The sequence below is a fragment of the Arthrobacter sp. Y3223164 genome, assembly GCF_059091005.1.
This window is the reverse complement of record NZ_JBNHGF010000787.1, coordinates 1-579: the sequence shown is the minus strand read 5'-3', so window position 1 is coordinate 579 and position 579 is coordinate 1. Positions and strand designations below refer to the sequence as shown.

Here is a 579-nt window from a genome sequence, read left to right as displayed (position 1 = left end):
AACGCCGTGGAAGCCACCGTGACCGAACTCGTCCCGCACGGCGGCCTGGTCACGGTCAGGGCCGGCGCGCTGGCCGCCGAGGTCACGCCCGCCGCGGTTTCCGACCTGTCGCTGGCGCCGGGGGAACGCGTGCACTTTGTGGTCAAGGCGGCCGAGGTATCGATCTACCCGCGCTGACGTCCCCGTGCGGGGCCGCCCAAGGCCGTCCCCTAGGATGGCAGCAGAACATGCACGCGCGGCACCCTTTCCGGCACCCGGCCGTCGGTTCCGCCTGCGACAAGGAGGGCCAGTGGCACAGAGCGTTGCCGGGCATTGCGCCGTCGTCGAGGAATTGCTCCGTCACGCCGCACGGGACTGCCTCGCCGGGAGCGAGACGGTGGCGCTGGCGTCGGCCCTCGGGCGGGTGCTGGCCGCCGACGTGGCCGCGCCGATGAGCCTGCCGCCCTTCGCGAACTCGCAGATGGACGGCTACGCGGTCCGCAGCACGGAGACAACCGGCGGGGCGGGGTTCGCCGTGGCCCCGGCGATTCCCGCGGGCTATGCCGCCCCGGCGTTGCCGCCGAACGCGGCCGCGCCGAT

1 protein-coding gene and 1 pseudogene are annotated in these 579 nt (G+C 73.9%); both read left to right on the top strand.

What is annotated here, in order from left to right; genetic code table 11:
- The first annotated feature begins 6 nt into the window (after positions 1-6).
- On the top strand, positions 7-177 hold the full coding sequence (locus AC5RUJ_RS18015; RefSeq protein WP_494156487.1) for a TOBE domain-containing protein: 171 nt from the start codon (positions 7-9) through the stop codon (positions 175-177).
- A 112-nt stretch (positions 178-289) separates the two neighbouring features.
- Positions 290-579: pseudogene (locus tag AC5RUJ_RS18010) on the top strand (gephyrin-like molybdotransferase Glp); the annotation flags it as partial.